23 protein-coding genes and 1 riboswitch are annotated in these 25,625 nt (G+C 71.3%); of the genes, 3 read left to right on the top strand and 20 right to left on the bottom strand.

Annotated elements, in window-relative coordinates:
* Positions 1-72: 72 nt before the first annotated feature.
* Positions 73-555: a hypothetical protein gene (locus tag ACTWNK_RS14905; RefSeq protein WP_474304544.1), complete on the top strand. Its 483-nt coding sequence runs from the start codon at positions 73-75 to the stop codon at positions 553-555.
* 234 nt (positions 556-789) lie between these two features.
* On the opposite strand, the gene ACTWNK_RS14900 is transcribed toward ACTWNK_RS14905, so the two are convergent.
* Both ACTWNK_RS14900 and ACTWNK_RS14895 read right to left on the bottom strand, forming a co-directional pair.
* Positions 790-2,091: a dicarboxylate/amino acid:cation symporter gene (locus ACTWNK_RS14900; protein ID WP_474304543.1), complete on the bottom strand. Its 1,302-nt coding sequence runs from the start codon at positions 2,089-2,091 to the stop codon at positions 790-792.
* 320 nt (positions 2,092-2,411) lie between these two features.
* Positions 2,412-3,449, bottom strand: a complete 1,038-nt coding sequence (locus tag ACTWNK_RS14895; protein ID WP_474304542.1) for an LLM class F420-dependent oxidoreductase — start codon at positions 3,447-3,449, stop codon at positions 2,412-2,414.
* Positions 3,450-3,617: 168 nt separating this feature from the next.
* On the opposite strand from ACTWNK_RS14895, the gene ACTWNK_RS14890 reads away from it, so the two are divergent.
* Positions 3,618-4,502: an endonuclease/exonuclease/phosphatase family protein gene (locus ACTWNK_RS14890; protein ID WP_474304541.1), complete on the top strand. Its 885-nt coding sequence runs from the start codon at positions 3,618-3,620 to the stop codon at positions 4,500-4,502.
* Here the strand turns inward: ACTWNK_RS14890 and ACTWNK_RS14885 are convergent.
* The 5 genes from ACTWNK_RS14885 to ACTWNK_RS14865 form a co-directional block, all read right to left on the bottom strand.
* Positions 4,456-5,043, bottom strand: coding sequence for a nucleotidyltransferase family protein (locus ACTWNK_RS14885; RefSeq protein WP_474304540.1), 588 nt, complete (start codon positions 5,041-5,043; stop codon positions 4,456-4,458). The two genes, ACTWNK_RS14890 and ACTWNK_RS14885, sit on opposite strands and share 47 nt — an antisense overlap.
* A 3-nt stretch (positions 5,044-5,046) precedes the next feature.
* A complete protein-coding gene (locus ACTWNK_RS14880; protein ID WP_474304539.1) occupies positions 5,047-6,135 on the bottom strand; it encodes an XdhC family protein in 1,089 nt (362 codons plus the stop codon).
* Positions 6,128-7,213, bottom strand: coding sequence for a vWA domain-containing protein (locus ACTWNK_RS14875; protein WP_474304538.1), 1,086 nt, complete (start codon positions 7,211-7,213; stop codon positions 6,128-6,130). Before ACTWNK_RS14875 ends, ACTWNK_RS14880 begins: the two co-directional genes overlap by 8 nt.
* Complete coding sequence (locus ACTWNK_RS14870; protein ID WP_474304537.1) at positions 7,206-8,072, bottom strand: AAA family ATPase; 867 nt, start codon at positions 8,070-8,072, stop codon at positions 7,206-7,208. The genes ACTWNK_RS14875 and ACTWNK_RS14870 overlap by 8 nt, the downstream gene beginning before the upstream one ends.
* A gap of 82 nt (positions 8,073-8,154) precedes the next feature.
* On the bottom strand, positions 8,155-9,111 hold the full coding sequence (locus ACTWNK_RS14865; RefSeq protein ID WP_474304536.1) for a LysR family transcriptional regulator: 957 nt from the start codon (positions 9,109-9,111) through the stop codon (positions 8,155-8,157).
* Positions 9,112-9,233: 122 nt separating this feature from the next.
* Here ACTWNK_RS14865 and ACTWNK_RS14860 point away from each other — a divergent pair, with 122 nt between their 5' ends.
* Positions 9,234-11,777 (top strand): collagenase, encoded by a 2,544-nt coding sequence (locus ACTWNK_RS14860; RefSeq protein WP_474304535.1) that lies wholly within the window; start codon positions 9,234-9,236, stop codon positions 11,775-11,777.
* Between the two features lie 86 nt (positions 11,778-11,863).
* Here ACTWNK_RS14860 and ACTWNK_RS14855 read toward each other — a convergent pair whose 3' ends face one another.
* From ACTWNK_RS14855 to ACTWNK_RS14795, 13 genes are all read right to left on the bottom strand, one after another.
* On the bottom strand, positions 11,864-12,307 hold the full coding sequence (locus ACTWNK_RS14855; RefSeq protein WP_474304534.1) for a PH domain-containing protein: 444 nt from the start codon (positions 12,305-12,307) through the stop codon (positions 11,864-11,866).
* A gap of 99 nt (positions 12,308-12,406) precedes the next feature.
* Entirely contained in the window at positions 12,407-12,877 is a 471-nt protein-coding gene (gene ribH, locus ACTWNK_RS14850; RefSeq protein ID WP_474304533.1) for a 6,7-dimethyl-8-ribityllumazine synthase, read from the bottom strand.
* Positions 12,874-14,094: a bifunctional 3,4-dihydroxy-2-butanone-4-phosphate synthase/GTP cyclohydrolase II gene (locus ACTWNK_RS14845; protein WP_474304532.1), complete on the bottom strand. Its 1,221-nt coding sequence runs from the start codon at positions 14,092-14,094 to the stop codon at positions 12,874-12,876. The genes ribH and ACTWNK_RS14845 overlap by 4 nt, the downstream gene beginning before the upstream one ends.
* Positions 14,091-14,723: a nicotinamide mononucleotide transporter family protein gene (locus ACTWNK_RS14840; protein WP_474304531.1), complete on the bottom strand. Its 633-nt coding sequence runs from the start codon at positions 14,721-14,723 to the stop codon at positions 14,091-14,093. The genes ACTWNK_RS14845 and ACTWNK_RS14840 overlap by 4 nt, the downstream gene beginning before the upstream one ends.
* Positions 14,720-15,310, bottom strand: coding sequence for a riboflavin synthase (locus ACTWNK_RS14835; RefSeq protein ID WP_474304530.1), 591 nt, complete (start codon positions 15,308-15,310; stop codon positions 14,720-14,722). The genes ACTWNK_RS14840 and ACTWNK_RS14835 overlap by 4 nt, the downstream gene beginning before the upstream one ends.
* Positions 15,311-15,320: 10 nt before the next feature.
* Entirely contained in the window at positions 15,321-16,625 is a 1,305-nt protein-coding gene (gene ribD, locus ACTWNK_RS14830; protein WP_474304529.1) for a bifunctional diaminohydroxyphosphoribosylaminopyrimidine deaminase/5-amino-6-(5-phosphoribosylamino)uracil reductase RibD, read from the bottom strand.
* Between the two features lie 106 nt (positions 16,626-16,731).
* A riboswitch (FMN riboswitch) is annotated at positions 16,732-16,862 on the bottom strand.
* A gap of 86 nt (positions 16,863-16,948) precedes the next feature.
* Entirely contained in the window at positions 16,949-17,755 is an 807-nt protein-coding gene (locus ACTWNK_RS14825; protein WP_474304528.1) for an oxygenase MpaB family protein, read from the bottom strand.
* A gap of 648 nt (positions 17,756-18,403) precedes the next feature.
* On the bottom strand, positions 18,404-19,057 hold the full coding sequence (gene rpe / locus ACTWNK_RS14820; RefSeq protein WP_474304527.1) for a ribulose-phosphate 3-epimerase: 654 nt from the start codon (positions 19,055-19,057) through the stop codon (positions 18,404-18,406).
* A gap of 213 nt (positions 19,058-19,270) precedes the next feature.
* Complete coding sequence (locus tag ACTWNK_RS14815; RefSeq protein WP_474304526.1) at positions 19,271-20,686, bottom strand: RsmB/NOP family class I SAM-dependent RNA methyltransferase; 1,416 nt, start codon at positions 20,684-20,686, stop codon at positions 19,271-19,273.
* Between the two features lie 356 nt (positions 20,687-21,042).
* A complete protein-coding gene (fmt, locus tag ACTWNK_RS14810; protein ID WP_474304525.1) occupies positions 21,043-21,975 on the bottom strand; it encodes a methionyl-tRNA formyltransferase in 933 nt (310 codons plus the stop codon).
* Position 21,976: 1 nt separating this feature from the next.
* Positions 21,977-22,525, bottom strand: a complete 549-nt coding sequence (gene def / locus ACTWNK_RS14805) for a peptide deformylase (protein WP_474304524.1) — start codon at positions 22,523-22,525, stop codon at positions 21,977-21,979.
* 32 nt (positions 22,526-22,557) lie between these two features.
* Positions 22,558-23,928 carry a hypothetical protein gene (locus ACTWNK_RS14800; RefSeq protein ID WP_474304523.1) on the bottom strand — a complete coding sequence of 457 codons (1,371 nt, stop codon included), beginning with the start codon at positions 23,926-23,928 and terminating at the stop codon, positions 22,558-22,560.
* Between the two features lie 97 nt (positions 23,929-24,025).
* A complete protein-coding gene (locus ACTWNK_RS14795; protein WP_474304522.1) occupies positions 24,026-25,561 on the bottom strand; it encodes a hypothetical protein in 1,536 nt (511 codons plus the stop codon).
* Positions 25,562-25,625: the final 64 nt, after the last annotated feature.

Here is a 25,625-nt window from a genome sequence, read left to right as displayed (position 1 = left end):
CATGTCCGCAAGGCATCACCATCCGCGAGCCGGGGGGCCTCGCCCAGCACACTGCGAGAGGCGGAATCACACATGCGATCCATCGTGCTCACCGGGGCGGCACTCGCCCTGACCGCGGCCGGCCTGACGGCGCTGCCCTCGGCCTCGGCCCATGCCGACATCGCCAGGTCGTGCCGCGTCACCATCGCCGACGTCACGGCGGAGGACGCGGCCGAGCGCTTCGGCGACGACGAGATCCGGTTCGAGGTCGGCGGCAACTCCTTCCCCGGCGCCGCGAGCTGGGTGAACATGGGTTCCGGCGACGTCAGGACGGGCGCCGCCTTCGACGACCCGACCACGGTGCTGTCCGGCACCAACCGCACGATCAAGCTCATCGAGGTCGACCCGACCCCGGCCCTGCCCAACTTCGAGCTGGCCTCCTTCACCCTCGTGCCGGCCGACTGCGGCGGCGTCGAGGTGGGCGCCAACAAGATCATCCCAAGACGTAAGACGGGCTCCCACCCCACCTTCTACTCCTACCTCGTGAACATCAGGCTGACCGGACTGGCCCACTAGGAAACACCCGGGAAAGCGAGGCCCCTGCGTCTCGCTTTCGCCATTTCCCGAGCCCGGCCGAATTCCCGAGCCTCGGCCGTATTTCCGGCACCCGAAATCCCTGCCCTAAGCCAAGCAGGACGATCTACATTTCTTCTAGACGGCTTTCCTGCCCGAATCAGGTGTCGCCGCAGCTCAACATGCGAAAAGGCGGGAGACCGACTGGATCGGCCTCCCGCCTGCACGAAAAATACGTCAGGCCAGTGCGGGTTCCGCCCCCGTGCCCTTGGCGGGGCGAGCCACCGGAGCGTCGTCCAGGGGCTGCGGGGGTGCGTTGAAGACCGCCTCGTCCAGGCGGCCCTCCTGGCGGCCGACCAGGACGGGGACCACCAGCTGCCCGGCCACGTTGGTGGCGGTGCGGATCATGTCCAGGATCGGGTCGATGGCCAGCAGCAGGCCGACGCCCTCGAGCGGCAGCCCGAGCGTGCTCAGGGTCAGGGTCAGCATGACGATCGCGCCGGTCAGCCCGGCGGTGGCCGCACTGCCGATGACCGAGACGAAGGCGATCAGCAGGTAGTCCCCGACGCCCAGCGGGATGTTGTACACCTGGGCCACGAAGATGGCCGCCAGCGCCGGGTACACCGATGCGCACCCGTCCATCTTGGTGGTCGCGCCGAACGGCACCGCGAACGAGGCGTAGTCCCTGTCGACACCGTTGCGCTCGATGGTGACGCGCTGGGTCAGCGGGAGGGTGCCGACGGAGGAGCGGGAGACGAAGGCCAGCTCGATCGCGGGCCAGGAGTTGCGGAAGAACTGGATCGGGTTGACCTTGCCGACGAAGGCCAGCAGCACGGGATAGATGGCGAACAGGACGATCGCGCAACCGATGTAGACACCGGCGGTGAGCTTGCCCAGGGGCGCCAGCAGGTCCCAGCCGTAGTTGGCGACGGCCTTGCCGATGAGGCCCGCCGTACCGATGGGGGCCAGGCGGATGACCCACCACAGGGCCTTCTGGACGAGTTCGAGCACCGAGCGGCTGAGGTTGAGGAACGGCTCGGCCTTGTCGCCGATGGCCAGGGCCGCGGCGCCCGCGACGACGCCGAGGAAGACGATCTGCAGAACGTTGAGCTCGGTGAAGGCGGTGGCGATGTTCGTCGGGATGATGCCGGTCAGGAAGTCGATCCAGGTTCCGGCGCCTTCGAGGTCGACGGCCTTGGCGGCGGCGGTGTCGAGTGTGACGCCCTGGCCGGGGTTGATGATCAGGCCGAGGCCGATGGCGAAGGCCACCGAGATCAGCGCGGTCGCGAGGAACCAGAACAGCGTCCGGCCCGCGAGCCTGGCGGCGCCGGTGACGTTACGGAGGTTCGCGACGCTGATCAGGATCGCGGTGAAGACCAGCGGGGGTACGGCCAGCTTCAGCAGCTGGACGAAGATCGAGCCGACCTTGGTCAGCGTCTCGGCCAGCCAGGCGACGTCCCAGGTGCGCGCGACGAATCCGAGCGCGACGCCTGCGACCAGACCTGCCAGCAACTGCAGCGAGAAGGAGAATCTTTTCATGGAGGTGTGCTCCGGGTGTTCAAGCCCATGCCCCAGGACCGCCGGATCACGGCGGCTGGACGGGCTGGTGAGGAAGGGGGTAGGTGCGATCTAGCGCGAAACGGACGCGATCAGCGACAGAGCGTGGCGCCGGTGGCACGGCACAGATCGATGTGGAGCCGCTCGACGAGCCACACGATCACTACGGAGAACCTCACGAGTGAGTCCAACAGCGACCAAAGTTCCCCATATTCCCGACTGTACCTGTTAGCTATGTCACAAGAAAGAGAAAGCCCCGGCCAAGATCGGCCGGGGCTGCTAGTGATCCAGAACGACGGGGGTCACTCGTTGGCGATTTCCTTCACGCGCTCGATGAGACGCACCCGCTCCTCGTGCGTACGCGCCAGCGGCGAGACGTTCAGTGTCGTCACCCCCGACTCGCGCATGGCGGCGATCCGGTCGCGGACGAAGCCCTCGGAGCCGATCAGCGACATCGACTCGATCAGCTCCTGCGGCACGGCGGCCTCGGCCTCCTTCTTGCGGCCCGACAGGTACAGCTCCTGGATCTGCCCGGCCTCCTTCTCGAAGCCGTAGCGCCTGGCCAGGTCGTTGTAGAAGTTCTTGCCCTTGGCGCCCATGCCGCCGATGTAGAGCGCGGCCATCGGACGGCCGAGCTCCAGGTACCCCGACACGTCCTCGCCGATCGCCAGGAACGACTGCCCCACGACGTCCAGCGGCCCGAGATCGGCCGATCGGCGCGACGCTCCGGCCGCCAGCGAGGCGCCCCACACGTCGGCGGCCTTCTCCGGCATGTAGAAGATCGGCTGCCAGGCGTTGGCGATCTCGGCGGCCAACTCCACGTTCTTGGGGCCGATGGCCGCGATGAGAACGGGGATGTCCGGCCGTACCGGGTGGTTGATGATCTTCAAGGGCTTGCCGAGACCGGTGCCACCCTCGACGGGCATCGTGTAGTGCTTGCCCTGGTGCTCCAGCTTCTCCCTGGCCCAGACCTTGCGGCAGATCTCGACGACCTCGCGGGTACGGCCGAGCGGCGCGGTGTACGGCACGCCGTGGAAGCCCTCGATCACCTGGGGGCCGGAGGCGCCGATGCCCAGGGTGAAGCGGCCGTCGGAGACGTAGTCGAGCCCGGCGGCCGTCATGGCCAGCAGCGTCGGCGTACGCGAGTAGATGGGCAGGATGCCGGAGGCGATCTCCAGGCGCTCGGTCTTGGCCGCGATGTAGCCGAGCTGGCTCACGGCGTCGAAGCTGTAGGCCTCGGCCACGTAGACGATGTCGAGCCCGGCCTTCTCGTAGTCGGCCAGCGCCTCGACGGTCTCCTTGAAGCCGCCCGAATAGTTGAGCGCCATCCCGATGCGCATGTCGTATTCCTTCCGGCGATCTGAACCGAATGTTGTTCCGTTGCTCCGGCAACCAGGTTAGCGCGTTCGCACACGGGCAGGCGAGCGCCTAGCCTGGACGGTTCCAGGGGTGGGCGGGCGGGGCGCGGCAGACGGCGATCCGTCCGGAGGGCAGGGGAAGGATGGCTCTTGAGCCGGATCGTGGTCGTGCTCGCCGTGGTGATCGCTCTGGTGCTGGCGGCGCATCGCCTCATCCCTCCGCTCGGCGGCCTGACCACCGTGCTGGAGAGCGGACTGCCCTGGCTCGGCGCCGTGGTGCCCGTGCTGCTGCTGCTCGCCCTGCTGACCCGGTCGAAGGCGGCGATCGTCGCGGCGCTGGTGCCCGCGCTGGTGTGGGCGGTGCTGTTCCTGCCCGCGATGCTGCGCTCCTCCCCCGGCGGCGACAGCGACCTGCGGGTGGCCACGCTCAATGTCGGTGTGGTCAACAACGCCTCCGGTGAGGCGGTCCGCTCGCTCGCGGGCGACTTCGAGCTGTTCGCCGCGCAGGAGCTGACCCCGGGCGGGCCCGCGGCCAAGGCGCTGGACCAGTTCTTCCCGCACAAGGCGAGGGTCAGCACGATCGGGCTGTGGAGCAAGTACCCGATCCGCGACGAGAAGCCGCTGAAGTTCGGCCTGGGCTGGGCGCGTGCGCTGCGTGCGGTGGTGGAGACGCCCAAGGGCGAGGTCACCGTCTACGCCGTGCACATGGCGTCGGCGCGGCCGGGCGAGACCGCCCAGCGCGACGAGATGTTGCGCGCGGCCCAGCGCGTGATCGGCAAGGACGACAGCAAGCGCCTGCTGCTGCTCGGCGACCTCAACACCGCCACCACCGACCGCCAGCTCGGCAATCTGGTGCCCCCGCTGTCCGACGCACAGCAGGAGGCGGGACAGGGCTTCGGCTTCACCTGGCCGGCCTCGTTCCCGATCACCAGGCCCGACCACATCCTGTACAAGGGCATGACCGCGACCGAGGCCGACGTACGCGAGGTCAAGGGCAGCGACCATCGGGCCGCCACGGCCGCCCTCCGGCTCTGAGCGCGAGCGCCCGCAGGTCCTCCGGCGTGTCGATGTCGGCCGGGTCGCCCTCGCACTCCACCCGCGTGACCAGCCCGGGATGCGCCCGCAGGAACGGCCGCGCCCCCACGTCCCCCTCGGCCAGCGCCGCGACCTCGGCGAAGTGCTCCCGCCCGATCAGCACCGGATTGCGCCCGGCCCCGCCGAAGCTCGCCACCGCCACCGCGGCCCCACTCCCGATCAGCGCCCGTACGGCGGGCGGCCCGACGAACGGCTGGTCGACCAGGGCGATCACGACGGCCGACGCCGCGGGCGGCAACGCGGACAGGCCCAGACGCAGCGAGGAGCCCATGCCGTCGGCCCAGTGCGGATTGCGGACCACGACGGCCCCCCTGACCTGGGCGGTCGCCGCGCCCAGGACGACCACGACCGGATGGCAGCCGCCCTCGTGCAGGGTGCGTACCCCTCGGTCGACCAGGCGTTCGCCCTGGAACTCCAGCAACGCCTTGGGTGTGCCCAGCCTGCTCCCTTCGCCCGCCGCGAGCAGGAGTCCGGCGATCATCGTTCACCCCTCCCCGTGAATGCGCCCCTGGGTGTCGGTCAGCGGCCTGCCCGTGCCGCCCCAGCGCAGCTGGATGAGCTCGGCCCCGATCGAGACGGCCGTCTCCTCCGGCGTGCGCGCCCCCAGGTCGAGGCCGATCGGCGAGCGCAGCCTGGCCAGGTCGCCCTCAGCCAGCCCCGCCTCACGCAGCCTCACCAGCCTGTCCTCGTGCGTACGGCGTGAGCCCATCGCGCCCACATAGCCCGCCTTCGTCCGCAGGGCCACGCGCAGCAGCGGCACGTCGAACTTCGGGTCGTGGGTGAGCACGCAGATCACCGTGCGCTCGTCGACCTCGACCGAGGCCAGGTAGTCGTGCGGCCACTTGACCACGACCTCGTCGGCCTCGGGGAAGCGCTTGGCCGTGGCGAAGACCGGACGCGCGTCGCACACCGTCACGTGGTAGCCGAGGAACTTGCCCAGCCTGGCCACGGCCGCGGCGAAGTCGATGGCGCCGAACACCAGCATCCTGGGCGGCGGCGCGAACGAGTGCACGAACACCGCCAGGTCGTCCAGGCGCCGCTCGCCGTGCTCGCCGTAGTGCCTGATCCCGGTCAGCCCCTGGGCGAGCATGCCCCTGGCGTCGTCGTCGACGGCCTCGTCCAGGCGGGCCAGGCCCAGCGTGCCCGAGGTGCGCTCGTGCCACACCACCCGGCGCGCGCCCACCCGGCCGGGGCCCGACAGCACGGTCGCCACCGCGACGGGCCGGTGCGCGCGCACCGATCCGGCGATCTCGCCCAGCTCGGGGAAGCTCTCCCTCGACACCGGCTCGACCAGGATGTCGATGATGCCGCCGCAGGTCAGGCCAACGGCGAACGCGTCGTCCTCGCTCACGCCGTACCTCTGCAGGACGGGTGCGTCGATCTCGGCGGCCAGGTCGAACACCGCGCCCTCGACGCAGCCGCCCGACACACTGCCGACGACCTCGTCCCCGCGTACGGCCATCGCCGCGCCCGGGGGTCTGGGCGCGCTGCTGAAGGTGCTGACGACCGTCGCCAGGCCGAACCTCAGCCCCGACTCCCACCAGCGCATGATCTCGGGCAGCACCTCACGCATGCGACAGCCTTTCCGCCAGCTCCTCGAACGCGGCCAGACTGTGCCCGGCCACCAGCTCGTCCACGTACGGCAGCGCGACCCGCATCCCCCCGGTGAGGGGCTGGTATCCCTCGTGCCCCTTGTGCGGGTTGACCCAGATGACGCGTCTCGCGCGTCTGGCCAGGCGTGCCATCTGCCGGCCGAGCAGGGCGGGGTCGCCGCGTTCCCAGCCGTCGGAGGCGATGACGACCGTGGCCCCGCGTGCCGCCTGCAGGGTGAGGAACTCCTTCAGCTCCTCCCCCAGCCTGGTGCCCCCGCTCCAGTCCGGAATGGCCTTGGACACCTCGGCCATCGCGGTGCCGGGGTCGCGGTGGCGTAGCTCGGCGGTGATCGGCGTCAGCCTGGTGCCGACCGAGTACGTGAGCGTCGCACGCGGCTCGCACCTGGTCAGGGCGTGTGCGAAACGCAGCAGCGTCTCGGCGTATGGCGCCATCGAACCGCTGACGTCGACGAGCAGGACGACCCTGCGCGGGCGTTCGGCACGGTCCCTGCGGCGCAGGGCGGAGATCTCACCGGCCTTCAGGGCCAGCCTGATCGTCGCACGCCTGTCGAGCACGCCTCGGCGCGCCGGTTCGAGGCGGCGGGATCTGCGGCTCGCCCTTCTGTCCCTGAGCAGGGCCAGCATGCGGTGCACCTCGGCGCGTTCGGCGGCGGTGAGCGCGGCGACGTCGCGCGTGCGCAGGAGCTCGGCGTCACTGGCCGTCGCGGGCGCGCCTTCGGTCTCGGCCGCCTGCTCGTCGGCGCCGCCGGGCAGGACGTGGCGCTGCCGTACGACGAGCGGGGTGGCGGCGTCGGCCGCGGAGGCGGTGTCGCCGCCGAAGTAGGCGGCGAAGCAGCGGTCGTACCTGGGCAGGTCGTCGGGGCCCGAACAGAGTGTGAGGCGTCCGGCCCAGTAGACGGCGCGGGGGTCGCGGGCGTCGAGGTGGGCCAGCGCGGTCAGCAGGCCGCGCAGCCGGTGCGCGTCCGCGGCCACGCCCGCCGCGCGCAGCGTCCAGGCGAAGCCGGTCAGCGTCGCCACGGCCGCCGCCGCCTCAGGCACGGCCGAGCACCCCGCTGCCGAGCACGACGTCGAAGTCCTCGCGGTACTTCAGCGCCGCGCCCAGCGTCGCGGCGGCCAGGCCGGGGTCCAGGTCGCGTGCGCCGAGGGTGAGCAGCGCCTCGGTCCAGTCGAGCGTCTCGGCGATGCCCGGCGCCTTGACCAGGTCGAGACGGCGCAGGCGTTCGGCCGCGCCCGCCACCTGGGCGGCCAGCGCCTCGGTGCAGCGGGGGTTCCTGCGCAGCAGGATGGCGACCTCCTGCTCGAAGGCGGGATGGTCGAGCCAGTGGTAGAGGCAGCGGCGCTTGAGCGCGTCGTGCACCTCGCGCGTCCGGTTGGAGGTGACGACGACGATCGGCGGGGTGGCGGCCCTGATCGTGCCGAGTTCGGGCACGGAGATCGTGAAGTCCGACAGCACCTCCAGCAGGAAGGCCTCGAACTCGTCGTCGGCCCGGTCGATCTCGTCGACGAGCAGCACGCTGGGCTGGGTCTCGACGGCACGCAGCAGCGGCCTGGCGATGAGGAAGCGCCGGTCGTATATCTCGCCTTCGAGCCGGGCCGCGTCACCGCCGCCCGCCGCCTCGGCCGCCTTCAGGTGCAGGAGCTGGCGGGCGAAGTCCCAGTCGTAGAGCGCCTGGGAGGCGTCGAGGCCCTCGTAGCACTGCAGCCGGATCAGCGGCGCCTCGAACACCTCGGCCAGCGTCCTGGCCAGCTCGGTCTTGCCGACTCCGGCCTCGCCTTCGAGCAGGAGCGGCCTGCCCATGCGCAGCGCGAGGAAGGCCGCCGTGGCCAGGCCTTCGCCTGCCAGGTAGTCGTGCCGGTCGAGGATCTCGGCCAGCTGGGCGGGTGATGCGATGTCCACTGCTGTGATTGTCCGCCTGAGCACGCCACCAGGCTACGTCCGCGACGGCGTGGCGGGCAGGGGCGATCGTGGTGCCGCGTTCTCAGATCATCGGGTGGACCTCGGGGTGGGCGTCCCACCAGCGCCTGAAGGCCGGGTTGTCGTCGACGTGGTCGCAGTAGGCGGCGGCGAACCCCCGGTACACCGCTGCCGCCGCCTCGTCGCTGAGCCTGTCCCTGCGCCAGGCCACGACCAGCCTGGCCACCTGCGGTTCGCCTGCCAGCGGCCTGACGACCGTGCCCGGTTGCGCCGCCCACGAGGGGTCGACCAGGCGGATGCCGTGCCCGGCCGCGACGAGCGGGCGACCGGCGCCGCTGGGGGCGTCGTAGCGCACGTCCGGCTCGTAGCCGACCGCACGGCACGAGGCCCGCAGTGCGGCCAGCGAGCCGTCGTCGGCGCCCGGCGGGTTGATCCACGACTCGCCCCTGAGGTCGGCCAGCCGTACCTCCTGCTCGCCGGCCAGGCGGTGGCTCGACGACAGGGCGACGAAGATCGGGTAGCGCGGGATCAGCGTCCTGCTGACGACGGGGGCGACGAGCGTGACGTCGAAGCCCTCGATGATGCCCAGCAGGGCGGCGTCGAGCTGGCCGTGGGCGAGCGCCTCGGCCAGCTGCACGGTCGAGGGTTCGATGCGCAGGGAGATCTCCCGGCCGGGCAGGGCGTCGCCGACCCGGTCGACGATGCTGCCGACGCAGGCCAGGTGCACCGAGCCGACGCGTACGCCTCCGGCCGGGCCGCTCGCGCCTCGCAGGTCGCCGAACAGGGCGTCGACCTCGGCCAGCACGATTCTGGCCCGGGCGATGACCTGGCGGCCGAGCGTGGTCGGCTGCACGCCCGACCTGCTGCGGACGAACAGCTCGCCTCCGACGATGTCCTCGATCCGGCGCAACTGGTTGGTCGTCGCGGGCTGGGACAGGCCCATGCGGGCCGCCGCCTTCGTGACGCTTCCCGTTTCCGCTATGGCGCAGATCATGCGGAGATGCCGGATATCTAGGTCCATAGCCAAGAATTATGCGGCGGGTTATGACACCTGGTGGGCTTTCGCGTTAAGACTGCGGCTGCATATGTGACATATCACATCAGCCTCACGTTCACTCGTGGACACCCCCCGGAGGTCCCATCATGCGTCACCCCCTGTCCAGGCGCGTCGCCGCGCTCGTCGTGCCGTTACTGGCGCTCGGCATCGGACTGCAGGCCGTACCCACCGCCGCGTCGGCCGCCCCCGCGCCCGCGCAGGCGAGCAGTGTCGTCAAGGACCCGCCGCCCGCCTCGGCCAGCGTGCTCGACGACCCCGCGCAGCACGTCACGCGCAGCCCGCTCACGGCCGAGGAGCGACCGCCCGTCGCCGCCAGCAAGGACGCGCTCAGGCGCGACTACGACGAACCGCTGCGGCCGCAGCCCGCCGCCACCCAGGGCAAGAGCGCGACGGCCGCCGCCGCCGCGTGCAACGTCTCCGACTTCACCTCGAGGACCGGCTCCGCGCTCGTCCAGCAGATCAAGTCCTCGACGAGCGAGTGCGTCAACACCCTGTTCAACCTGACCGGCAGCGACGCCTACTACGCCTTCCGCGAGGCGCAGATGACCTCGGTCGCCTACGCGCTGCGCGACAACGGCGCCGCCTACCCCGGCGACAACTCCACCTCGACCGACCAGCTCGTCATGTACCTGCGGGCCGGGTACTACGTCCAGTGGTACAACGCCTCCACCGTCGGCGCGTACGGGCAGACGCTCAAGAGCGCCATCCAGGCCGGGCTCGACGCCTTCTTCGCCGGCTCCGGCTCCACGCGGGTGAACGAGGCCAACGGCGCCATCCTGGCCGAGGCCGTCACGCTCATCGACAGCGCGCAGGAGAACGACCGCTACATCTACGTGGTCAAGCGACTGCTCAACGGATACAACAGCTCCTACAACGCGTACCGGTCGATGCTGGTCGCGGTCAACAACGTCTACACGGTGCTCTTCCGCGGCCACCAGGTGCCCGCCTTCGTCACCGCCGTGACCGCCGACCAGAGCCTGCTCGACACCGTGCGCTCCTTCGCCGTGAACAACCTGGCCCTGCTCGGCACCGACAACGGCTTCCTCACCTCCAACGCCGGACGTGAGCTCACCCGCTTCGTCCAGCACACCGCGCTGCGTACCAAGGTCAGGCCGCTGGCCCGCGACCTGCTCACCCGCAGCTCCATCAGCGGCTCCACCGCGGCGCTGTGGGTCGGCGTGGCCGAGATGGCCGACTACTACGACAACGCCAACTGCGCCTACTACGACATCTGCGACCTGCAGCAGCGCCTGACCTCGGCCGTGCTCGGCATCACCCACTCCTGCGGCTCCAGCATCACCATCCGCGCCCAGGAGATGACCACCGCCCAGCTGCAGGCCAGCTGCGCCAGCATGACCGGGCAGGACGCCTACTTCCACAACGTGGTGCGCGACAACGGACCCGTGTCGGGCGACAACAACACCCGCCTGGAGGTGAACGTCTTCAACTCCAGCACCGACTACCAGACCTACGCCGGAGCCATCTTCGGCATCGACACCAACAACGGCGGCATGTACCTGGAGGGCAACCCCTCCGCAGCGGGCAACCAGCCCCGCTTCATCGCCTACGAGGCCGAGTGGATGCGGCCGGACTTCCAGATCTGGAACCTCAACCACGAGTACACCCACTACCTCGACGGCCGCTTCAACATGTACGGCGACTTCACCGCCGGGGTCACCACGCCCACCATCTGGTGGATCGAGGGCTTCGCCGAGTACATCTCCTACTCCTACCGCAACCTCACCTACGACGCCGCGATCGCCGAAGCCGCCAACCGCACCTACGCGCTGTCCACGCTCTGGAACACCACCTACGACCACGACACCACACGCATCTACCGCTGGGGCTACCTGGCCGTGCGGTACATGGTGGAGAAGCGGCCCGCCGACCTGGCCACCGTGCTCGGCCACTACCGCTCAGGCTCGTGGAGCGCCGCCCGCACCTTCCTGACCTCCACCATCGGCAGCCGCTACGACAGCGACTGGCAGACCTGGCTCGCCGCCTGCGCGTCCGGCTCCTGCGGCGGAGGCACGCCCACCAACCAGGCGCCCACCGCCTCCTTCGCCGCCGCGACCAACGGCCTGACCGCCACGTTCACCGACACCTCGACCGACCCCGACGGCACCGTCGCCGCCCGCTCCTGGGCCTTCGGCGACGGCGCCACCTCCACCTCGGCCAATCCCAGCCACGCCTACACCTCGGCCGGCACCTACACCGTGCGCCTGACCGTCACCGACGACGACGGCGCCACCGGCACCACCACCCGCCAGGTCACCGTCTCCTCCACCGACCTGCCCGAATGCACCGGCTCCGACCGCAGGCAACTCGACCGCAACTGCAAGCGCTCCAGCCTGTCGGCCGCACTCGGCCAGTACTCCTACCTCTACATCTACCTGCCCTCCGGCGTCACCTCGCTGAAGATCACCTCCTCGGGCGGCACCGGCAACGCCGACCTCTACTACAACCGCGCCACCTGGGCCACCACCTCCGCCCACACCCACCGCTCCGCCACCTCCACCTCCACCTCCACCGAAACCCTCACCATCCCCTCCCCCGCCGCCGGCTACCACTACATCACCCTGCACGCCAAGACCGCCTTCTCCGGAACCTCGCTGAAGGTCGAGTACTGACCCTTCCCTGCCACAACGGTCCCTGACACAACGGTTCACCGGACGCCGGGCCCTTCTGGGCCCGGCGTTCGCATGGCAGGGGGCGGTCAGGCCTCGCCGTGTTCGCGGATCAAGGCCTTGAACTCCAGGGTGGCCTGGCGGGCTCGGGCCTTTTCGGAGCCCTGGATGCCCATGGCGCCGACCGTGAGGCCGTCGGAGAAGTCGACCTTGGGCCAGGGCTCGCCCTCAAGCAGGGTGACGCCGATGATCTCGGGCCAGGTGCGGCGGTGGGTGCGTACGGCGTTGACGATCGTGACGCCCTGGGCGTCGGCCTCGACGCGCACACGGCCGAGCAGGTGCAGGACCCAGGCCACGCCCAGGCCGAAAGCGACGATGGCCAGCTTGTCCGGCAGCATGAACGGCTCGGGGATGGCGATCGCGAGCCACACGGCACCGAGCACGATGAGCACGGCGAAGCCGTACGCGACGTGTCTGGCCCGGCGGGGGCGCCAGACGAGGGGCAGGGCGGGAGCGGTCACGGGGTCGGGCATGGCAGGCGGGGTCTCATCGTTCGTCGGGCGGATGGCGGGGGGCGGGACCCCCTGGCGCAACGCAACCTATCGCACGCACCCGGCGGTCCCGCAGGTGCGTCAGACGCGCAGACCGCGCAGGAGCAGGGCGGTCTCCAGGGCGGCGACCGTCGACTCGTACCCCTTGTCCTCCTTGCTGCCGGGGATGCCGCAGCGGTCGACGGCCTGGTCGAGGGTCTCGCAGGTGAGGACGCCGTTGCCCACGGGTGTGTGCTCGTCGAGTGCGACGCGGGTGAGCCCGGCCGTGACCGAGTCGCACACGTAGTCGAAGTGCGCCGTCTCCCCCTTGATCACCGCGCCGAGCGCGACCACCGCGTCGCACCGCCTGGCCAGGGCCTGGGCGACGACGGGCAGTTCGAGCGAGCCCGCGACCCGCACGACGGTGGCGGTGGCGCCGCTGTCCTGTGCGGCCTGTACGGCACGCGCGACGAGCTGGTCGGTGATCTTCTCGTGCCAGCGGGCTGCGACGATGCCCACGCTCAGGCCGGTCGCCTCGGGGGCTCCGGCTGCCGGGCGGCCTTCGCTGCTCATGCTTGGTCATCTCCCGTGATGTCGTGGCCGAGGCGGTCGCGCTTGGCCGTGAGGTATCGCTCGTTGTACGGGTTCATCGCCACCGGCATGGGCTCACGGCCGAGCACCTTGATGCCGTAGCCGTCCATGCCGCGCATCTTGGCCGGGTTGTTGGTCAGCAACCGCACCGACTTGACGCCGAGATCGGCCAGGATCTGCCCGGCGTTGGAGAACTCGCGGGCGTCGACGGGCAGGCCGAGCTCCAGGTTGGCGTCGACGGTATCGGCCCCGTTGTCCTGCAGCCCGTAGGCGCGCAGCTTGGCCAGCAGGCCGATGCCCCGGCCCTCGTGGCCGCGCAGGTACACGATCACGCCGCGGCCCTCGGTCGCGATCGCGGCCATGGCGTGCTCCAGCTGCACGCCGCAGTCGCAGCGCAGCGAGCCGAAGACGTCGCCGGTCAGGCATTCGGAGTGCGCGCGGACCAGGACGTTCTCGCCGCCCGCCAGGCCCCCGTACACCAGGGCGATGTGCTCGCCGCCGTCCAGCGAGCTGGCGTAGCCGTAGGCCTGCCACATGCCGTGCGCGGTCGGCAGCCTGGTCTCGGCGACGCGTTCGACCATGCGCTCGGTGCGCTTGCGGTAGTCGATGAGCTGCTCGATGGAGACCAGCGCGAGGTCGTGCCGATCGGCGAACTGCCTCAGCTGCGGCAGCCTGGCCATCGTGCCGTCGTCCTGCACGATCTCGCACAGCGCGCCCGCCGGGGCCAGGCCCGCCATCCTGGCCAGGTCGACGGCCGCCTCGGTGTGGCCCGGCCGTACCAGCACGCCGCCCTTGGCGTAGCGCAGCGGGAAGATGTGTCCCGGTCTGACCAGGCCGGCCGGCTGGGTGGCGGGGTCGGCCAGGTCGCGGATGGTCTTGGCCCGGTCGGCGGCCGAGATGCCGGTGGTGACGCCGTCGCGGGCGTCGACGCTGACGGTGAAGGCCGTGCGCATGCTCTCGGTGTTGCGCTGGGTCATCAGCGGGATGTGCAGCCGGTCGAGCGTCTCGCCCTCCATCGCCACGCAGATGAGCCCGCTGGCGTGCTTGATGGTGAACGTGAGCAGTTCCGGGGTGGCCTGGGAGGCGGCGAAGATGAGGTCGCCTTCGTTCTCGCGGTGCTCGTTGTCGACCACGACGACCGGCTTGCCGTCGCGGATGTCGCTGATCGCCCGCTCGATGGGGTCGAGAAGGATGGTCATGCCGTTATCACCTTGTTCGCTCGATACTCCTTCAGCCAGCTCCTGAAGCCGAGTACCACCAGCACCAGGAACACCCCGTAGACCACGCCGGACACGACGAGCCCCGAGGTGAACGCCAGCGGCACGCCGACCAGGTCGACCAGCACCCAGATCCACCAGAAGTCGATCAGCGCACGCCCCTGCGCGAAGGTGGCGACCGCGCTGCCGACGAAGATGTAGGCGTCGGGCCACGGCGCCCACGAGATCTCCCAGCCGAGCGAGTTCAGCAGGGTGAAGATCAGCGCGACCGCCACCGTGCCCGCGGCCATCGCCCCGACCAGCACCACCCGCTCCCGCCCCGTCGCCGGGCGTACGGCCAGGCCGCCGCTCTCGCGCACGCCCTTCGTCCACTTGATCCAGCCGTAGACGGCCAGCGCGCCGAACAGCACCTGCTTGAGTGCGTTGCCGGTGATGTGCGCGCTCACCGAGGCGATGAACAGCAGCACCGCGCCCGTCAGCTGCACCGGCCACGTCCACAACGACTTGCGCATCGCCAGCACCACGGTGGCCAGCGCCGCCACATTGCCGATGAGGTCGGTCCAGAGCACCGGGTAGCCGAGTACGGTGAACCCCGAGTGCACCCAGTTCACGGTCTGACCACCAGCTTCTCCACGTACTTGGCGATGACGTCGACCTCGAGGTTGACCAGGTCGCCGATGCCGCGCTCGCCGAGTGTGGTGAGTTCGAGCGTGGTGGGGATGAGGCTGACGCCGAAGCTCGCCTCGTCGACCGTGGTGACGGTGAGGCTGATGCCGTCGACGGCGATGGAGCCCTTCTGCACGACGTAACGGGCGAGGTCGGCGGGCAGGGAGAAGCGCACGTTCTCCCAGCGCTCGCCCGCCTCCCGGCTCAGCACCTGCCCGGTGCCGTCGACGTGCCCCTGCATGATGTGCCCGCCGAGACGCTGGTCGGCGCGTACGGCACGTTCGAGGTTGACCTTGGACCCGGCGGTGAGCGCGCCGAGCGAGCTGCGGTCGAGCGTCTCCTGCATGACGTCGACGGTGAACACCTCACCGTCCACGTCCACGACCGTCAGGCAGACGCCGTTGACGGCGATCGAGTCGCCGTGGCCGGCGTCGGAGGTGACCTCCTTGCCCCGGACCGACAACCTGGCCGAGTCGGCCTGGTGCACGATCTCGACGACTTCGCCCTTCTCCTCCACGATTCCGGTGAACATGCGTGCTCCTTCAGTGTTGCCGAAGGGCCGGCCTGGCGGTCAGCCTCAGGTCGGGCCCCAGGGGGGTGACGTCCTCGAAAACCAGCCGGTGGGTCCGGGCGATCGTGTCGACGCCCGCTCCCTCCAGCGCCGCGGCTCCCTCGCCCAGGAAGGCGGGGGCGAGGTAGCCGACGACGCGATCGATCAGTGCCTGTCTCATGAAGGAACCCGCCAGCCGCGCTCCGCCTTCCAGCAGGACGGAGACGATTTCCCGCTTGGCCAGTTCGGCCAGCAGCGCCTGCAGGTCGAGGCCGCCTTCGGCGCGGGGCAGCCTGAGCAGATCGGCCTCCAGCCCGGTCACGGCGTCGGCGGCCACGGCCACCAGCGTGGGCGCGTCGGAGGAGAGCACGCGGGCCCGGGGCGGGGTACGCGCCTCGGTGTCGAGCACCACTCTGAGCAGCGGGGCGCCCCGTTCGCGCGGCGGGCGCGCGGTCAGGCTGGGGTCGTCGGCCAGCACGGTGCCGATGCCCGCCACGATCGCGTCGCTGCGCGCCCGCAGCCGGTGCACGTCGGCCCTGGCCTCGGGCGAGGTGATCCACTGGCTGGTGCCGTCGGCCGCCGCGCTCCGCCCGTCCAGGGTGGCGGCGAACTTCCAGGTGACGTACGGCCGGCCGAGACGCTGGTAGGTGAGCCATGCGGCGTTGCCGCACTCGGCCTCGGCGGTGAGGACGCCCTCCTCGACGAGCACGCCTCCCGCCCTGAGCCTGGCGACGCCGCCCGCCGCCTTGGGGTTGGGATCGGCCACCGCGACGACGACGCGGGCGACTCCCGCCTTGAGCAGGGCCAGCGAGCACGGCCCGGTGCGTCCGGTGTGGTCGCACGGCTCCAGCGTGACGTAGGCGGTGCCGCCTCTGGCCCGCTCCCCGGCGGCTCGCAGGGCGACGATCTCGGCGTGCGGGCCTCCGGCGTAGGCGTGGTGGCCCTCGCCCGCCACCCGGCCTTCGGCGTCGAGCACGACGCATCCCACGACCGGGTTGGGGCTGGTGCCGCCCAGGCCGAGCGCGGCCAGGGCGATCGCCCGCGCCATGTGCGCACGGTCGGCATGCGGATCGGCGGCATGCGGGGCGTCGGCATGCGGGGCGTCGGCATGCGGATCGTCGGCATGCGGATCGGCGGCATGCGGGGCGTCGGCATGCGGGGCGTCGGCATGCGGGGCGTCGGCATGCGGGGCGTCGGCATGCGGATCGGCGGCATGCGGATCGGCGGCATGCGGATCGGCGGCATGCGGGGCGTCGGCATGCGGGGCGTCGGCATGCGGGTCAGCGGGTGTGGTCACCCGGGGGGCCTCCTACTCGCCGGTAGCGACAAGCCACGGCGGTCCCCGGGGATGGCAGGGTGCACAGAGTGCACCGCTAGAGGCGCCCGGCCGAGACACCGGACACCCGCGCGCTTCCTCCCATCCGGACTTTAACCGTCGGTCCCGGAATTTCACCGGGTCAACCGGCCGATGGCATCGGCCGGGTCGCGGACTGTCACCGCCGGTTCGGAATTTCACCGACCCCGGAGCACGCTAGCTCTCTTGTCCTACCAGTCTGCCACGTCCGAAATGCCGAGCGCGACCGGCCCCCGCCGATCCGGGCGGCGCGGCGAAGGCGCAGTTCAGGCCGCCGCCAGCCGCCGGGCCCTGCGGGCGTCTGGCGAGTGGCGCAGGTGTTCGGGCACCAGGGTCAGTCCCGCGTGCAGCGCCTTCAGCGTGGCCGTGGCCCACAGGTCGCCGCACGGCGTCACCGGCGCCCCGTACAGCTTCCTGGCCCAGCGCGGCAGTGTGGCGAAGGCGAGCAGGGCCAGGGCGGAGAAGGCCGGTTTGAGCGGGGTGAGGCGCCGGGGCAGCGGGGCGTTGAGCGACATCCGCAGCGGGTGCACGGCTTCGGGCACGAAGTACAGGCCGGGACGCCGTCGCTCGATCTGGTCGCGCAGGCCCGCCACCGTGTCCGGGGCGAGCGCCGGGTCGATGCCCACCACCTCGGCCGCGGCACGCCATTCGGCGACGAACCGGTCGGCGTCGGCGTCGCTCAGCCGCACGCCCGCCCTGCGGGCCACCGACAGGTAGGAGTCGACCTCGCCGAGGTGGACCCAGAGCAGGGCGTCGGGGTCGTCGAGCCTGAAGCTCGCGCCGGTGTCCGGGTCGACGCCGCCGAGCGTGGCGTGGATCCTGCGCACCCTGGCCGCCGCCGCCTCGACCTCCGCGCTCGTGCCGTAGGTCCTGACGCCGACGAACTCCGTCGTGCGGACGAAGCGCGACCAGGCCTCCTGGGGGTCCATCAGGGCGGAGTTCTGCAGGACGCCGCGCATGGCCGTCGGGTGCAGCCCTTGCATGAGCAGGGCGCGGAAGCCGCCCACCAGGAGGATCGGCTCAGCCATCACCCGCCAGGTCACCGAATCGGGTCCGAACAGGCCGTGGTCCATGAGCACACCTCCATGTAAGTGAAGAATTACCCGTGTCACGATTTCGTGAAACTACTGCGGTCATGTCACGATTCCGTGTTGAAGTGCGGCTTGCCCTCTCTCTTTCTATAGATGGAGAATGGCCTGGTCAACGCCTATCGATGAACGAATCAGCGCACCTTCCACAACGAATTTCGGGAGGTATTGCGTTGAGTCGGTGACACTTGCGATGGTGTCATTCATGGATACCGGATGATTTCCAGGACGGTCCGATCGGGGGGCGTCGCGGGCAGGATGGGGAAACCTGCCCGACGCCGTAGGACCGGCCTGGCACCGGGACCCGCGCTGGTGATCGTGTCGGCCGCCGCAGGGGGAGCCTCGGGTTTTCGGGGGTTTTCGCCGGGGGCTCTCGCAGGGGCGAGAGCGATGTGAGCGGTGGTGAGGCACGGGGGCGTCACCAGCGCGGGTCGCCCGGACCGGGAGGCGCCGGGAGCTTTCCGTCCGGGCGATGTGACGGCGACCGGCCCGCGCGCACGAGGGGCGTCGTGCGGCGGGCGGGCAGGGAAACGGCGGGTGGAGCCGGGTACGGCCTGCCGCAAAGGGTGCCTGGTACGGCGAGCGGTAACCGGTACGGCGAGCAGTAAAGGGCGCCGGCTCCCGGGAGAAGGGTTACTTGGTGGCGAGGGCGCGGAGGCGGTCGATGGCCTCGGACGGGTCCGGGGCGCCGTAGATCGCACTGCCTGCGACGAAGACGTCGGCTCCGGCCTCGGCGCAGCGTTCGATGGTGTCGGGGGCCACGCCGCCGTCCACCTGGAGCCAGATCTGGCCGCCGTGGCGTTCGATCAGCGTGCGGGCGCGGCGGATCTTGGGCAGGACGACGTCGAGGAAGCGCTGGCCGCCGAAGCCGGGTTCGACCGTCATCAGCAGCAGCATGTCGATCTCGCCCAGCAGGTCCTCGTAGGGCTCGACGGCCGTCGCCGGATTCAGGGCGAACCCCGCACGCGCACCCGCCGCCCGGATCTGCCGCAGCGTCCGTACGGGCGCCTTGGCGGCCTCCGCATGGATCGTCACACTCCCCGCGCCCGCCTCGGCGAACCCGGGCGCCCAGCGGTCCGGGTCCTCGATCATGAGATGGCAGTCGATCGGCGTGGCGGTCGCCTTGAGGAGCGCCTCGACGATCGGCAGACCGAGGGTCAGGTTGGGCACGAAGTGGTTGTCCATGACATCCACGTGCAGCCAGTCGGCATTCGACACCCGCGCGGCCTCGTCGGCGAGCCTGGCGAAGTCGGCGGACAGGATACTGGGCGAGATCTGTACGGCCATGATGCGCCGCAGTCTATCGCCGCGCCGAGGCCATGGCCGCGCCGGGCACGTGCACGGCGACGACTTCCCGACGGACGTGGCGGCTTCCCGAACCGGCCTGGCGGATTCCTGAGCGGACCAGACGGCTTCCTGACGGACGTGGCGGGGTTCCCGAACGGACCAGGCGGAAAGCCGGGCCCGCCCCGGAAGTCAGGCGAACGCGCCGAAGGACCGCTACGCCCGCTTCCTCAGCAAGGCCAGGAACATCGCGTCCGTCCCGTGCCGATGCGGCCAGAACTGGGCGTAGGCCCCCTCCCCCAGCCCCTCCACCTCAGGCAGGTACGCGGGAGCGTCCAGCACCTCGACGTCGCCTCGATGCCTGGCGACGTCCTCGACCACGACCTGGGTCTCCGCCAGATGAGGAGAACACGTCACATACGCGACGACTCCCCCGTCGCGGGTCGACTCCAGCGCGGAACCCAGGAGCTGGCGCTGGAGCCTGCCCAGGTCCGGAACGCTGCGTGGGTCGCGGCGCCAGCGGGACTCGGGCCTGCGCCGCAGCGCGCCCAGACCGGTGCAGGGCGCATCGACCATGACACGGTCGAAGGCGCCCTTGCGCCAGGCGGGGCGGTTGCCGTCGGCCGTCACCACGGCGGCCTTGCGCGTGGTCTGCCAGACCAGGCGCGCCCGGTGGTACTGCAGCTCGGCCGCCAGCAGGTGCGCCCCGCCGGGGAACGCGCGCCCCGGCCCTTCGGCCTCGTGCTCAAGGCCCGCCTCAAGGCCCGCCGAGTCGCCCCACGCCGCGATGGCGTCGAGCAGCCCCGCCTTGCCGCCGGGCCCGGCGCACATGTCGAGCCACCGTTCGGCCCGATCGCCCTTGCGCCCGGCCTGCTCCTCCCGCAACGGAACCCGGGTGAGCGCCAGCGCCACGAGCTGACTGGCCTCGTCCTGTACGGCGGCGCGGAACTCGGCCACCGCCAGCACCGAGGCCGGATCGCCTTCGGGCAGGTAGGCGGCATACGGCGAGAACCTGGCCGGATCGGCCCCCGAGTCCAGCAACTCCTCGACCGAACTGCGTCCGGGCCGTGCCACGAGCGTCACCCGGGGCCGTTCGTTGTCGGCGGCCAGCAGGGCGGCGGTCTCGTCCGCGTCGCCGCCGAGCGCGTCGCGGAAGGCGCTGACCATCCAGCGCGGATGGCTGTGCGCGACCGCGAGGTACCCGGTCAGGTCGGCGCCCGGGTCCGGCGCGACGACCTCGATCCACTCGTCGATCGACCGAGCCGCGATCTTGCGCAGCACCGCGTTGACGAACTTGGACGCTCCCGTGCCGATCCGCAGCCTGACCAGGTCGACGGTCGTGCCCACGGCCGCGTGCGGGGGCACGCGCATACGCAGCAGCTGGTGCGCGCCGAGCCTGAGCGCGTCCAGCACGGCCGGGTCAGGCGCACGGTCGCCGCACACCGCGATGATCTCGTCATAGGTCCCGAGCCCGCGCAGCGTGCCGTACGCGAGTTCGGTCGCCAGCGCCGCGTCCCTGCCCTTGAGCCCGCGATCGGACAGCAGCCTGGGCATCAGCAGGTTCGCGAACGCGTCCCGCTCGTCCACCGCACGCAACAGGTCGTAGGCCGCATTACGCGCCTCATCCCGCACCGGCCGCCCCGGCCCGCGTCCCCGCCCACCGCCAGAACGCCCTCCGGCGCCCCCGGAACGCCCACCGGCACCCCCACGCCCACCACTGCCCGCCCGCCCACCGGCCCCGCCGGACGACCGCCCACCGGACCCCGAACCACGCGAACCACCCGAACCCGAACCACCCGAGCCTGAACCACTCCAACCACCAGAAGCCGAGCCCGCCCCGCCGCGTCCCCCGCCCCCCGACGCCCCACTCACACCATGCCCACTCGCACCAGACCCACGCGCACCAGACCCGCTCACGCCGAACCCACCCGTCCCCATGCCTGCGCCCTTGCCACCTGCGCCCTTGCCGCCGTTCGCCCGCGTGTTCATCAACCCAGCCGATCCTCGTCCGTGAGCCGCACCCCGCGCGCCCATTCGGCCGCGCCCATCACCCTCTTGCCATGCGGCTGGACCTCGCCCAGCTCCACGGGATGGCTCCCGGTCCCCACCAGCACCGACGTCTTGCCCACGGCCGCCAGCGCACCGGGCGCGAGCCGAGCGGCGTCAGGGGCGGGCCGTACGGGGCCGAGCTTCACGCGCTGGCCGCGGAACTCCGTCCACGCACCGGGATTGGGCGTGCACGCCCGCACCAGCCGGTCCACGCGCATGGCGGGCGCGGTGAAGTCGACGCGCGCGTCCTCGGGATTGAGCTTGGGCGCGTAGCTCACGCCGTCGAGCGGCTGGGGGCGCGCCTGCAGCCGGCCGTCCTCGATGCCGTCGAGCGTGGCGGCCAGCAGACCGGCCCCGGAGACGGCCAGCCGCTCCAGCAGCTCACCACTGGTGTCGCCGGGCTTGACCACCTCGGTGACCACGCCGAAGACGGGCCCGGCGTCGAGCTCCTTGACGATCTGGAACGTCGCCGCCCCGGTGATCTCGTCCCCGTGGAGTACGGCATGCTGCACGGGCGCCGCCCCACGCCAGGCCGGAAGCAGCGAGAAGTGCAGGTTGACCCACCCGAGACGAGGAATGTCCAGCGCCGCCTGCGGCAGCAACGCCCCGTAGGCGACGACCGGGCAGCAGTCGGGCCCGATGGCGCGCAACCGGTCGAGGAAGGCGGGGTCACCGGCCTTGACCGGGCGCAGCACCTCGATGCCCGCCTCTTCGGCCAGCTGGGCGACGGGGCTCGGCAGGAGCTTGCGGCCGCGCCCGGACTGGGCGTCCGGTCGGGTGACGACGGCGACGACCTCGTGCCGTGGCGAGTCGATCAGAGCGCGCAGCGGTGCCAGCGCGGTCTCGGGTGTGCCTGCGAAGACCAAGCGCACGTCAGAGTGCCTTCCCTCGGGTGGCGTGTGGCGAGAGTTTGAACGTGGGGGCGGGCGCGCCGCCCCAGTCGGCCTCGCGGATCGCCTTCATGGCCAGCTTGCGCTGCTTGACGTCCATCCTGTCGATGAACAGGACGCCGTCCAGGTGGTCGGTCTCGTGCTGGAAGCAGCGTGCCATCAGGTCGGTGCCCTCCAGCACGACGGGCTCGCCGTGCATGTCGAAGCCCTTGGCCACGGCCCTGATCGAGCGCGGCGTCGGGAAGGAGAGCCCGGGAAAGGACAGGCAGCCCTCCTCGCCGTCCTCGTCGAGGTCGGCCGACAGGTCCAGGTCGGGATTGATCAGGTGCCCGAGCGTGTCGTCGACGTAGTAGGTGAACACGCGCAGCCCCACGCCGATCTGCGGAGCCGCCAGGCCCGCGCCGGGCGCGTCCATCATCGTGTCGGTCAGGTCCTTGACCAGTTTGCGGAGCTCCTTGTCGAAGTCGACGACCGGCTGGGCCGGGGTGCGCAGCACCGGGTCTCCGAACAGTCGGATCGACTGGATCGCCAACTGGCCACTCCGTTCACCTCACGCCGGGCTGATCAGCCAAGTTTACGGGCCTCCAGCGAGCGCGCCTTCATCGCCGCCTTGCGCGCGGCCTTGGCCACGGCGGCGTCCTCGTGGTGGGTGCCCAGCAGATCGAGCACGGCGACGGCGTCGGGATGGGCGACGGTGATCATGTCGCCGATCAGCCTGATCAGGTCCTCGCCCGGCTCCAGCGCGTCGAAGTCGGCCATGGCCTCGGTCGCGTCGGCGAAGTAGAGCAGCGAGGCGAGGGAGTCGACGGCGATCCAGGTGTGGTCGCCGGTGCTGAGCGGCGGCGCCTGAAGGTCGCGGATGTGCAGCCAGGAGGCGGCGTATCTCCACATGAGCGGCTCGGCGAGGGCTTCGCGCACGGGGGCCTCGGCCTCGGGCCCGAGCTCCTCCAGGATGGTGCCGACGGTGCCGCGCTGGCCCGCCGTGCCGCCCGCGGCGACCGCGATGAGGTCGCGCGCGGCCTCGACCGGCGAGCGGCGCTCCAGCCAGAACGCGACCGCGCTGGGCGTGGCGTCGCCCGCGGCCATGGCGGCGACCAGGTCGGCCGCGTCGAGCCCGCCGAACACCGACACCTCGGCGGCCGTCGGCGCGTCGTGCCCCTCGCGCAGCAGGTCCTGGCGCACGGCCCAGACGCCGAGCGGGCTGAGCCGCACCCGGCCGCCGTCGACCTGCTCGACCAGCCCGCAGTAGCCGAGCAGGGCCAGGGCGGAGGCGAGCTGCTCGTGCAGGGTGGAGCCGAGCTCGCGGATCTCGGCGGCGGGCGCCTCGCAGGCCACCTCGTGCGACTGCAGCACGCCCTTGACCAGGGTCGTGGCGGGCACGCCCGAACGCACCGAGTAGACGGTGGCCAGCATCTCGGCCAGATGGTCGTCGATCACGCGCGAGCCGGTCAGCCCGTCGTCGGCCCTGTCGAGCACGTCCATGACCACGCCGTCCCAGAACTCCAGCATCTTGGCGTCGGACAGCCGCAGCTCCAGCGGCCCGCGCATGGCGGTGCCCGAGACGATCTGCAGCAGCCCCGTGTTGACGGCGACGATCCACAGCAGCTTGACCATCGCCGCGTCGAGACCGAGCTCGGCCGAGGCCACGGCGGCGTCACCGGGCAGCAGGTGCCCGGAGGCGGCGACAGGCCTGCTGCCCGTCCACGTGGTCAGGCGCACCGCGTCGGCGACGAGCGGCACGGCGGGCACGGCCCTGGCCAGCTCGGTGTCGGGCGCGAGGCCGACGGGCGGGAAGCTGAGCACCTCGGTGTCGCACTCGGGACACTCGCACCCGTCGTGTGCTCCGGCCATCTCCTCCAGGACCGAGGCACGCGCCATGGCCTGCTCGTCCACCAGCTTGCGAAGCTCGTCGAGGTCGAAGACGTTGTTTGCCACCCAGGAAACTTACTGCACACCAGTCACAGGAAAGTACGGCTCGCGCGAAAGAACACGGGCTTCCCGTCCACTCCTTGAGACCGCCCTGGAAGGGGCCTCAGCCGATCGCACGGGAACGCGCCTTGAAGGCCGCCTTGCGCGCCGCCTTGGCCACCGTGCCGTCGGGCAGCGACCTGCCCAGGAGCTCGAGGACCTCGACGACGTCGGGATGGTCGACCCGCCACATCTCGTCGATCATGTAGGCGGGCGGGCCCGAGGCGGCGATGTTCTCGGCGAAGATGTCGGGGTCCTCGGCCGCGGCGGGCATCGCCAGGGCGAGCATGTCGACGCTGACCCACAGCGTCTCCTCCTGCGTGAGCGGAGGCGCGGCCAGCCCTCGGGCCGAGAGCCAGTGTATGGCGTGCGGCCTGAGCTCGGCGTCGTCGAGTGCGCCGCGCACGGCCTCCTCGGCCTCGGGGCCGAGCCTGTCGACGATCGTGATGGCGACCCCTCTGGCCACGGCGGGCGCGCCGGAGGCGGTGGCCAGCAGCTGGCCTGCGGCCTCGGCGGGGCTGCGACCGGCCAGCCAGCCCTCGATGTCGCGCTCGGCGAGCTCTGCGGGCACACCGGACAGCAGCCCCTCGATGAGACCGGAGGCGTCGGCCTCGGCGAGGTCGGCCGCGATCGGCGCCTCGAGGCCGAGACCGAGGTACAGCTCGCGAAGGCCCCACACGGCCGGTGCGGTCAGCTCGACGCTCTCGCCCCTGCGGGCGAGCATCCCGGCGTGGACGAGCCTGTCGACGGTGGCCTCCAGCTCGACGCCGTCGTCGGCCAGCTCCCTGAGGTACTCCCCCACCATGTCGACCGGCACCGGCACCTGCAGCCGGTACATCATGTCGAACAGGTCGTAGAGCTCCTCGTCCAGCTCGGCGTCGCCGGTCAGCGCGCCGCGTGTGTCGCGCTCCACGAGGAAGGAGACCGTGCCCGCCCAGGTCCGCAGCACGGCCTCGTCCTCACGCCCGGCGAGCGGCCCGAAGTCCTCGCGCACGGCCATCGGCGCGCCCCAGGCGCTCACCAGGCCCGTGTGCACGGCCAGGTCCCACACCAGGTGCGGGCACGGCACGGGCGAGACGGACGCGTCCTTGACCCTCAGCCTGCCCTTGGACGTCGGGGTCGTCCCCCGCCGCACCAGCCAGCCGACCAGCTCGTGCATGTCGCCCAGCAGCCCCACCTTGCGCGCCTCACGCGCGAGCACCGCCACGGGCGCCAGCCGTACGGCGGGCAGGGGGGTGCAGGCGGGGCAGTCGCAGGGCTCGGACTCGTCGGGGGGCGGCTGCTCGGCCGCGGGGATGGACAGGGCGGACTGTTCGAGGGATTCGGGGCCGATCGCACTGAACAGGCTCTTGGCCATGCCGAAGTTCGCGCTGTCGCCGAGCGCCACGGGCAGGACGGGCTCGATCTCGTCGAGTTTGTCGCGCATGCGGCCGGCCGTCTTGCCCGCGATCTCCTCGGTGCCGAGCAGGAAGTCGACCAGCTGGCGAGCGGCCGCGATCGTCTCGGGCGCGCTCTCGGGCGGTGCGATGACCTTGCGCGGATAGATGTTGAGCAGCAGCTCGTGGAAGGTCGCCGGAGTGAAGTCGCCGAGCTCGTGCACGCCTAGATAGTCACTGGCGTAATCACACAGAAGACGGATTTCATCGACATCAACCTCGACTTCG

This window comes from Nonomuraea sp. IBHARD001 (genome assembly GCF_056106265.1).
Note: the sequence above shows the minus strand (reverse complement) of the source record. Positions and strands in the feature narration are given on the sequence as shown.

Bases quoted from the DNA above. Each gene is read 5' to 3' on its own strand.
- ACTWNK_RS14845 (WP_474304532.1), bottom strand. From the start codon at position 14,094: ATGACCATCCTTCTCGACCCCATCGAGCGGGCGATCAGCGACATCCGC.
- ribH (WP_474304533.1), bottom strand. From the start codon at position 12,877: ATGAGCAGCGAAGGCCGCCCGGCAGCCGGAGCCCCCGAGGCGACCGGC.
- ACTWNK_RS14905 (WP_474304544.1), top strand. From the start codon at position 73: ATGCGATCCATCGTGCTCACCGGGGCGGCACTCGCCCTGACCGCGGCC.
- ACTWNK_RS14895 (WP_474304542.1), bottom strand. From the start codon at position 3,449: ATGCGCATCGGGATGGCGCTCAACTATTCGGGCGGCTTCAAGGAGACC.
- ACTWNK_RS14880 (WP_474304539.1), bottom strand. From the start codon at position 6,135: ATGCGTGAGGTGCTGCCCGAGATCATGCGCTGGTGGGAGTCGGGGCTG.
- ACTWNK_RS14865 (WP_474304536.1), bottom strand. From the start codon at position 9,111: ATGGACCTAGATATCCGGCATCTCCGCATGATCTGCGCCATAGCGGAA.
- ACTWNK_RS14885 (WP_474304540.1), bottom strand. From the start codon at position 5,043: ATGATCGCCGGACTCCTGCTCGCGGCGGGCGAAGGGAGCAGGCTGGGC.
- ACTWNK_RS14855 (WP_474304534.1), bottom strand. From the start codon at position 12,307: ATGCCCGACCCCGTGACCGCTCCCGCCCTGCCCCTCGTCTGGCGCCCC.
- ACTWNK_RS14835 (WP_474304530.1), bottom strand. From the start codon at position 15,310: ATGTTCACCGGAATCGTGGAGGAGAAGGGCGAAGTCGTCGAGATCGTG.
- ACTWNK_RS14900 (WP_474304543.1), bottom strand. From the start codon at position 2,091: ATGAAAAGATTCTCCTTCTCGCTGCAGTTGCTGGCAGGTCTGGTCGCA.
- ACTWNK_RS14860 (WP_474304535.1), top strand. From the start codon at position 9,234: ATGCGTCACCCCCTGTCCAGGCGCGTCGCCGCGCTCGTCGTGCCGTTA.
- ACTWNK_RS14825 (WP_474304528.1), bottom strand. From the start codon at position 17,755: ATGGACCACGGCCTGTTCGGACCCGATTCGGTGACCTGGCGGGTGATG.
- rpe (WP_474304527.1), bottom strand. From the start codon at position 19,057: ATGGCCGTACAGATCTCGCCCAGTATCCTGTCCGCCGACTTCGCCAGG.